General features: G+C 37.4%; 7 protein-coding genes and 1 pseudogene. All 8 read left to right on the forward strand.

The genetic code is table 11. The features are described 5' to 3' along the window. Positions 1 to 98 precede the first annotated feature (98 nt). Positions 99 to 1,898 carry a translation elongation factor 4 gene (gene lepA / locus QZR70_RS07300; RefSeq protein WP_295794159.1) on the forward strand — a complete coding sequence of 600 codons (1,800 nt, stop codon included), beginning with the start codon at positions 99 to 101 and terminating at the stop codon, positions 1,896 to 1,898. Between the two features lie 4 nt (positions 1,899 to 1,902). Further along, the gene (gene hemW, locus QZR70_RS07305) at positions 1,903 to 3,087 is read left to right on the forward strand and encodes a radical SAM family heme chaperone HemW (protein ID WP_295794161.1); all 1,185 of its coding nucleotides are present in this window, start codon (positions 1,903 to 1,905) and stop codon (positions 3,085 to 3,087) included. A gap of 81 nt (positions 3,088 to 3,168) precedes the next feature. Further along, positions 3,169 to 3,771 carry a nitrite/sulfite reductase gene (locus QZR70_RS07310; RefSeq protein WP_295794163.1) on the forward strand — a complete coding sequence of 201 codons (603 nt, stop codon included), beginning with the start codon at positions 3,169 to 3,171 and terminating at the stop codon, positions 3,769 to 3,771. Positions 3,772 to 4,191: 420 nt separating this feature from the next. Beyond that, positions 4,192 to 5,208 (forward strand): heat-inducible transcriptional repressor HrcA, encoded by a 1,017-nt coding sequence (gene hrcA, locus QZR70_RS07315; RefSeq protein WP_119207148.1) that lies wholly within the window; start codon positions 4,192 to 4,194, stop codon positions 5,206 to 5,208. A 12-nt stretch (positions 5,209 to 5,220) separates the two neighbouring features. After that, positions 5,221 to 5,766: a nucleotide exchange factor GrpE gene (gene grpE / locus QZR70_RS07320; protein WP_005386696.1), complete on the forward strand. Its 546-nt coding sequence runs from the start codon at positions 5,221 to 5,223 to the stop codon at positions 5,764 to 5,766. Between the two features lie 28 nt (positions 5,767 to 5,794). Further along, positions 5,795 to 7,636: a molecular chaperone DnaK gene (gene dnaK, locus QZR70_RS07325; protein ID WP_295794165.1), complete on the forward strand. Its 1,842-nt coding sequence runs from the start codon at positions 5,795 to 5,797 to the stop codon at positions 7,634 to 7,636. Positions 7,637 to 7,652: 16 nt separating this feature from the next. Then, a complete protein-coding gene (gene dnaJ, locus QZR70_RS07330; protein WP_295794167.1) occupies positions 7,653 to 8,810 on the forward strand; it encodes a molecular chaperone DnaJ in 1,158 nt (385 codons plus the stop codon). Positions 8,811 to 8,865: 55 nt separating this feature from the next. Beyond that, positions 8,866 to 8,972, forward strand: a pseudogene (locus QZR70_RS08905) (50S ribosomal protein L11 methyltransferase); the annotation flags it as partial.

Consider the following 8,972-nt stretch of genomic DNA (forward strand, 5'->3'; position numbering starts at 1 on the left):
GTAGCCTTTTATAATGGCACTCAATTATTAGGAGGTGCTGTTATCGATCGCGTATGTTAGAAAGGAGAAAACAAGTTCTTTGAACTTGTTCACATAATATGTCAACGAAAAAGATTAGAAACTTCTGTATTATAGCTCATATTGACCATGGTAAATCTACCATCGCCGATAGATTAATTGAATATACTGGCACATTACAAAAACGCGAAATGGAAGCCCAAGTTCTAGACTCTATGGATTTAGAACGGGAAAGGGGCATTACCATTAAAGCCCAATCTGTTCGCATTTTGTATAAAGCACAAGATGGTGAAGAGTATACATTGAACCTTATTGATACTCCGGGCCATGTGGATTTCAGCTATGAAGTATCTCGTTCTCTTGCAGCTTGTGAAGGCGCATTACTCGTAGTAGATGCTGCACAAGGTGTAGAGGCACAAACGTTGGCAAATGTGTATCTCGCTTTAGAACATGATCTTGAAATCATTCCTGTTATTAACAAAATTGATTTGCCTTCTGCAGATCCTGATCGAGTTAAACATGAAATTGAGGATATTATTGGTTTAGATGCATCAGAAGCAGTTTTATGTTCTGCTAAATCTGGTATTGGCATTCCAGATATTTTGGAAGCTATCGTAAATAAGGTGCCTGCACCGCCAGATAAATCTGATGAACCAACTAGAGCTTTGATTTTTGATAGCCGTTTTGATGCGTATAAAGGCGCTATTGCTTATGTACGTGTAAAAGAAGGTACGATTAAAGCAAAAGATACAATCCGTATGATGCATGATAAAAAGGATTTTGATGTAACAGAACTTGGTATCTTTACACCAAATCTTGTACCTGTTCAGGAGTTACCATGTGGCTCTGTAGGTTGTATTGCAGCTAGCATTAAGAATGTAGCTGATTGTCACGTTGGTGATACTGTAACATTAGCTAATAATCCGGCACCAGAACCATTACCTGGCTATCGCAAAGCTGTATCTATGGTTTATTGTGGCTTATATCCAACAGATTCTAAAGACTATGAAAATCTTCGTGATGCACTTGAAAAGTTACAACTTAATGATGCTGCTTTAGAATACGAAGCTGAAACATCTTTGGCATTGGGCTTCGGATTCCGTTGTGGTTTCCTCGGCCTATTACATATGGATGTTATTCAAGAACGGTTGGAACGTGAATATAACTTATCCCTTATTACAACTGCTCCATCTGTAAACTATAAGGTTTACAAGACAAATGGAGAAATGCTCGAAGTGGACAATCCTGCTAAATTACCACCACCAACAGAAATCGACTACATTGAGGAGCCTTATGTAAAAGCTACTACAATCGTACCTAAAGATTTTGTTGGCACTATTATGGAATTGTCTCAAGATAAACGCGGTGAATATCAATCCATGGAATATTTGGATGAAACACGTGTATCCGTTGTATATCATTTACCTTTAAGTGAAATCATTTACGATTACTTTGATAAATTAAAATCTGCTACAAAGGGGTATGCATCTCTTGACTATGAATTGATTGGCTATAAACAATCTCCAATGGTTAAGATGGATATTCTCTTAAATGGTGATCCTGTAGATGCTTTGTCTATTATCGTACACAAAGACCGTGCTGCTACACGTGGACGTGCATTAGCGGAAAAATTAAAAGAACTCATTCCTCGTCAAATGTTTGAAATTCCTATTCAAGCAGCAGTAGGTACGAAGATTGTAGCTCGTGAAACTGTAAAAGCTTGGCGTAAAGACGTTTTAGCGAAGTGTTATGGTGGCGATATTTCTCGTAAACGTAAATTGCTAGAAAAACAAAAAGCCGGTAAGAAACGCATGAAGTCTGTAGGATCTGTAGAGATTCCACAAGAAGCATTCATGGCTATTCTCAAGGTTGAGGACTAATATAATGAAAACAGATTCTAATACTTTGAATCTGTCTACACTTGGGGATATGGGCTTGTATGTCCATATCCCTTTTTGTAAACAGAAATGTATGTACTGTGATTTTCCAGCTTATCAAAACCTACAAGATTATTATGAAACCTATGTATATGCATTAGTACAAGAAATAGATCTATGGGTTACAGAACACCCAGAATCTAAATCTAGACCTATTGATACCATTTACTTTGGTGGTGGTACGCCGACTGAATTGTCAATTCAACAACTAAAGATGATTCTTGATAAAATTAAAAGCACTTTTACAATTACTGATGATTGTCATATGACTATTGAATCAAATCCTGGAGAAGTAGATTTACATTATTTAACGAAATTGGTTAAACTTGGTTTCAATCGTATTAGCTTTGGTGTTCAAACCTTTAATGATAAGGCACTTACTATGCTGCATCGCAGTCATAATGGTGAAAAGGCTAAACAAGCGGTTTACGATGCTAAAGAGGCTGGATTTACTGATATCAATATTGATTTGATTTATGGTTTGCCACGACAAACCTTAGAGGATATTCAGCATAATTTAAATATTGTAAAAGATTTACCGATTAATCATATTTCAACGTATGGACTTCAAGTTGAGGTAGGGACTTATTTATATCATTTAGTAGAAAAGAACCTTATTTCTATTCCTAGTGAAACCATTGATGAATCTATGTATGACATGATTATGGCTGGGTTAAAAGATTTAGGTTTTGAGCGATATGAAATTTCTAATTTCAGTAAGGATAATTCCTATAGTCGTCATAATTTAAAATATTGGCACTATGTAGATTATTTAGGCTTTGGTGCAGGTGCTCATTCTTTTTATGACGGAGTACGCCGCAGTAACAATCGTAATGTAATGCCTTATATACAAGCTGTTGATCGATATACTATGCCTATTATCGATACGGAGACTATTACGGTAGAGCGGGCCCAAGAGGATTTTTGTTTTTTAGCACTTCGCACTAAATGGGGCCTTGATGAGCTAAAATTCAAAAATAGATTTGGTGTATCTGTTCATGATTTATTTGGCGCTACAATAAAAGATTTAGTTAGCAAAGGCCTATTAGAATATGAAAATGATAGTTATCATTTGACCTCGGAAGGGGCAAAACATGGTAACTATGTATTTAGTCAATTTATTCGTGAGTAATTTTTCACAGTTTCTCAAAATCTAATATGTTAGTATAAATAGGATGATGATGAATAAGCATGCTAGATTTGAGGAGGAACGATGAAGACATCGGTTATTTTACACGGTTTACATAATGAATTTACTTTAGACCAAATGAAGGCATGCATAGAATTAGCTGAAAAATATGGTGGATCCTTCCGTCATGTTGTAACAGGTATACAAATTACAGGTATTGAAAAAGAAGATAAGGAACAGCTTATTTCCGAATTACCTGAAGGTGTAACTACGGTTATTCATAGAGGGGTTAATTCCTTAATTGCCTGCGTTGGTAAAGGCTATTGTAAAAATGGCCAAATGGAAACAAAAGAGTTAGCTGATTATGTGGAGAGAAAACATTACGGCCGAAAAACATCTCATAAGTGCAAAATTGGCATCAGTGGATGTGGTCGTAACTGTCCAGATGCAATGGTAAAAGATATTGCCTTTATTGGTACGTCTCAAGGTTTTATGTTAGCTGTTGGCGGCAATACAGGTATGAGACCAGAAGCTGGCAAAATTTTGGCTAGACAACTTACTGTAGAGCAATCCAAAAAAGCTGTAGATATTTTAGTTGATTGGTATGCGGAACATGGGAAACCACGTGAGCGTATGGGAAAACTGTTAGAACGACTTGGTAATCCATTAGAAGGTGTAGAACTATAAATTATTATATTTATACTTCTCATTGATTTATGGTTCTGGTTTACGATTCTTAATCTATAAATTTGCATGGCTAGAAAGTAATCTAACTAAGAGCTCATTAACAACAAAATTACAATAGAATTATTACAAATATTAACACTTATACTATTTCAGGTTTTAATAACATAAATTTTATTAGACCAACATATTCTAAGATTGAAATTTTAGTATATGACATAAACGTAGATAGTATAAGTGTTTTCTTATTGTTATACTTTGATTTTTTGACTAATTAATTAAAAATATTGAATTGTCTTTTTGACTAAATAGGTATTATTTGACTTTTTAAGGATTTTTTTGCTTGACAATTTTTTCCAATGTGATAATATTATACATGCGATTAGCACTCAAAGTTTATGAGTGCTAACAAGAGGTGTCATTATGGATGAAAGAAAACAGCGCATCTTGCGAGCCATAATTGAAGACTACGTTAAATCTGCTGAACCGGTAGGGTCAAGAACCATTGCTAAGAATTATAATCTTGGTATAAGTCCGGCAACAGTGCGAAATGAAATGTCCGATTTAGAGGAGTTAGGCTATTTGGAGCAACCTCATACATCGGCTGGACGTATTCCTTCAGCTAAAGGCTATCGCTTATATGTTGACTCTATGTTGAGTCGACAACCTGTTCCATTACAGGATGCTGAAAAAATTGAAATGTTATGGAAACATTCCAATGGATCAACGAGTGAGCTCTTCTTAAATATGGCTAAATTATTATCACAAGTAAGCCATAGCATGAGTTTATTCTTAGCTCCAGCTCATGATAGAGCATTAATCAAATACATTCATGTGTTGCCCCTCGATTCACATCAAGCAGTTATGGTTGTTATTACTGAGACTGGTGCTCTTGATAATGAATTGATGTACTTTACTGAAGGCGTTTCGCCTGATGTATTACAAAGTTTGGCTATGCAATTTAGCAATGCATTACAGAATGTAAGTATTGGTCATGTAACGGCTGAAGCGTTAGGAACACTTTTGATTCATATGGAAGGACCCCAAGGGATTTTGATGATCCTTTCAGAAACATTATTACGAGCAATTAATAAACGTAAGTTGTTCTATTCTGTAGGTACCACGGAGTTGTTAAATCAACCAGAGTTTAAGTCTGTTGAAAAAGTACAACCCTTACTTTCATTAGTGGAAGAGCAAAATCAATTGGGACAACTTTTAAAGGATGATTCACCTACACCGGTGAAGGTAAAGATTGGCGATGAAAATGATACCGAAGCACTACATTCTATGAGTGTGGTACAAGCTGATTTCACAAATCAAGATCAGCCTATTGGTACACTTGCTATTCTAGGACCGACACGTATGGAATACGGTCGTATTATTGGAATGTTGTCTCACATGAAACATATGATGGAATCTATGGTAAAAGAACAAAAATAGAAAGGGTATATAATGGCTGAAGAACAAGACATTAAACAAGAAACAGTAGACGAAACAGCAAATGCTACTAATGTAGAGGAACCGGCTGTGGAAGAAACTGAAGAAGTTGTTGCTGACGCTGCTCACGTATTAGATGAGCTTAAAGCAGATTTCGATAATCGATATAAGCGTTTGCAAGCTGACTTTGAAAACTTCAAACGTCGTACTAATCAAGAAAAAGAGCAACTTGCAGGATATGTTAAAGGGGATGTACTTACAGATTTACTTCCTGTATTAGATAACTTTGAACGAGCTGTTCAAAGTCCCGCAGAAGGTGATGCTAAGGTATTCCTTGATGGATTTATCATGATTCATCAAAACTTGATGGCTATGTTATCTAAACATGGTTTAGCCGTTATCGATGCGGTTGGTAAACCATTTGATCCAAATTTCCATCAAGCGATTATGCGAGTGCCGTCAGATGAATATGAATCTGATACGGTATGTGAAGTATTGCAAACTGGCTATACTGTTGATGGTCGTTGTATTCGTCCAGCAATGGTAAAAGTTGTTGAATAGATTATAAAGGTTTTAGGAGGCATATATTATGGCAAAGGTAATTGGTATTGATTTAGGTACTACAAACTCTTGTGTTGCGGTTATGGAAGGCGGCGAACCTACGGTTATTACTAACCAAGAAGGCGCGCGTACAACTCCTTCCGTTGTTGGTTTTGCAAAAAATGGCGAACGTTTAGTTGGTCAATTAGCAAAACGTCAAGCTGTATCTAACCCAGAAAACACAATCATTTCTATTAAACGTCACATGGGTACTGACTACAAAGTAACTGTAGAAGGTAAATCTTATACACCACAAGAAATTTCTGCTATGATTCTTCAAAAAATCAAAGCTGATGCAGAAGCTTACTTGGGCGAACCTGTAAAACAAGCTGTTATTACAGTTCCAGCATACTTTACAGATGCTCAACGTCAAGCTACAAAAGACGCTGGTGCGATTGCTGGTCTTGAAGTACTTCGTATCATCAACGAACCTACAGCAGCTGCTCTTGCATATGGTGTAGATAAAGATGAAGACGGTAAAGTTCTTGTATTTGACCTTGGTGGTGGTACATTCGACGTATCTATCCTTGAACTTGGTGATGGCGTATTTGAAGTATTGGCAACATCTGGTAATAACCATCTTGGTGGCGATGACTTCGACCAACGCATTATGAACTACCTTATTGAAGAATTCAAAAAAGAATCTGGTATCGATTTATCCAATGATAAATTAGCTGACCAACGTTTAAAAGAAGCTGCTGAAAAAGCTAAAATTGAATTATCTGGCGTAGCTAGCACAAATATCAACTTGCCATTCATCACAGCTGATGCTACTGGTCCTAAACATTTGGATGTAACATTGACTCGTGCTAAATTTGAAGAGTTAACTGCTGATTTGGTACAAGCTACTATTGAACCTACTCGTAAAGCTATGAACGATGCTGGCTTATCTGCATCTGATATCGATAAAGTGTTGTTAGTTGGTGGTTCTAGCCGTATCCCAGCTGTACAAGAAGCTATTAAAAAAGTATTGGGTAAAGAACCAACTAAAAACGTTAACCCTGATGAATGTGTAGCTATCGGTGCTGCTATTCAAGGTGGTGTATTAGTAGGTGAAGTAAAAGACGTATTGTTACTTGATGTAACTCCATTGTCTCTTGGTATCGAAACAATGGGTGGTGTATTCACACGTATTATCGATCGTAACACTACAATTCCTACATCTAAATCTCAAGTATTCTCCACTGCAGCAGATAACCAACCATCTGTAGATATCCATGTATTGCAAGGTGAACGTGAGTTCGCAGCAGATAATAAAACATTGGGTCGCTTCAACTTGGATGGTATCCCAGCAGCTCCTCGTGGGGTTCCTCAAATCGAAGTAACATTCGACATCGATGCTAACGGTATCGTACACGTAAAAGCTAAAGATTTGGGTACTCAAAAAGAACAAAAAATTACAATTACTTCTTCTAGCGGCTTGAAAGAAGACGAAATCGAACGCATGGTTAAAGAAGCTGAAGCTCATGCAGCAGAAGATAAAGCTAGAAAAGAAGAATTAGATGTTAAAAACAATGCAGATTCCTTGGTATACCAAGCTGAAAAAGCATTGAAAGAACTTGATGGTAAAGGCGATACTGCTTTATTGAAAGAAGTGGAAGAAGCAAAAGATAAATTGAAAAAATCTATCGAAGCTGGCAACATCGAAGACATCAAAAAAGATAGTGAAGCTTTGGAACAACCATTACATAAATTAGCAGAACAAATGTATGCAGCAGCACAACAAGCTCAACAAGCAGCTGGTGGTGCAGATCAAGGTCAACAACAAACAAAATCTGATGATAATGTAGTTGATGCTGATTACACAGTAGTGGATGACGACAAGAAATAAGAAGGGTTGGTAACTAATGGCACGTGATTATTATGACATCTTAGGGGTTAGCAAAAATGCCTCTCAAGATGAAATCAAAAAAGCCTTCCGTAAAAAGGCACGCCAATACCATCCAGATGTAAATAAAGATAATCCAAAGGAAGCGGAAGCAAAGTTTAAAGAAGCTAACGAAGCTTACGAAGTATTGTCTGACGAAACTAAAAAAGCTCAATATGACCAATTCGGCCACGACGCCTTCAAACAAGGAGGCGGCGCTGGCGCCGGTGGTTTCCAAGGTGGCTTTGGCGGTTTCGGTGGTCAAGCTGGCGGCTTTGGTGATATCTTTGGCGACATTTTTGGAGGCATGTTTGGCGGTGGACACCAACAACAAGGCCCTCAAAAAGGCAATGACTTGCGCGAAGATATTGATATTTCCTTTGAAGATGCAGCCTTTGGTAAATCTATGGAAATAGAAGTGCATCGTCATGAAGAATGTGATCACTGTCATGGTACTGGTGGTGAACCAGGATCTCGTGTCGATACTTGTCCAAACTGTCATGGTTCTGGCCAAGAAGCGGTTATTCAAAATACTCCATTTGGACGTATGCAATCCGTTCGCACTTGTTCCCGCTGTCATGGTACTGGTAAAAGCATTGAAAAACCTTGTTCCAAATGTCGTGGAACAGGTGAAATGTTGGCAAAACGTAAAATCTCTATCAAAATTCCAGCAGGTGTAGATAGTGGTTCCCGCTTACGCGTTGCTAATGAAGGTGAACCTGGTATCTTAGGTGGTCCAAAAGGCGATCTTTACGTATATATCTTCGTTCGTCCTCATAAGGAATTTGAACGTAATGGCAACGACGTTATTAGCCGTGTAAATATTAGCTTTGCTCAAGCAGCATTAGGTGCGACTATACAAGTTAACACCTTAGATGGTAAAGTAGAGTTAAAGATTCCGGAAGGTACTCAAACGGGAACGGCATTCCGCGTAAAGGGCAAAGGTATTCCATATTTGCGAAACCCTAAACAACGGGGGGACCAACATATTGTAGTAACTGTTCAAACGCCTAAGAAGTTGACAGACACTCAACGTGAGTTATTATTACGCTTTGCAAATGAAAGTAACGAAGATGTAAATAACTTACAAGTGAGCAAGAGTCTCTTTGAAAAAATTAAGGACTGTTTGACTAAATGAACAGCTCATGTGAAGGAATGGTTTGTTCCATCACATTCCCTATAAAGGAGTATATATGCAATGGATAGAAGTATCCATTGTCTGTGAAAGAGTAGCCACCGATGAGGTGACTACTCTTTTTGACGATTATGCAGACAATGGAATTATAGAAGAAGATGTAGA

Origin of the sequence: uncultured Veillonella sp. (genome assembly GCF_900545205.1) — a bacterium.
GTDB lineage: Bacteria > Bacillota > Negativicutes > Veillonellales > Veillonellaceae > Veillonella.

Coding starts and splice junctions, on each gene's coding strand:
- dnaK (WP_295794165.1), top strand. CDS start 5,795: ATGGCAAAGGTAATTGGTATTGATTTAGGTACTACAAACTCTTGTGTT.
- dnaJ (WP_295794167.1), top strand. CDS start 7,653: ATGGCACGTGATTATTATGACATCTTAGGGGTTAGCAAAAATGCCTCT.
- grpE (WP_005386696.1), top strand. CDS start 5,221: ATGGCTGAAGAACAAGACATTAAACAAGAAACAGTAGACGAAACAGCA.
- hemW (WP_295794161.1), top strand. CDS start 1,903: ATGAAAACAGATTCTAATACTTTGAATCTGTCTACACTTGGGGATATG.
- QZR70_RS07310 (WP_295794163.1), top strand. CDS start 3,169: ATGAAGACATCGGTTATTTTACACGGTTTACATAATGAATTTACTTTA.
- hrcA (WP_119207148.1), top strand. CDS start 4,192: ATGGATGAAAGAAAACAGCGCATCTTGCGAGCCATAATTGAAGACTAC.
- lepA (WP_295794159.1), top strand. CDS start 99: ATGTCAACGAAAAAGATTAGAAACTTCTGTATTATAGCTCATATTGAC.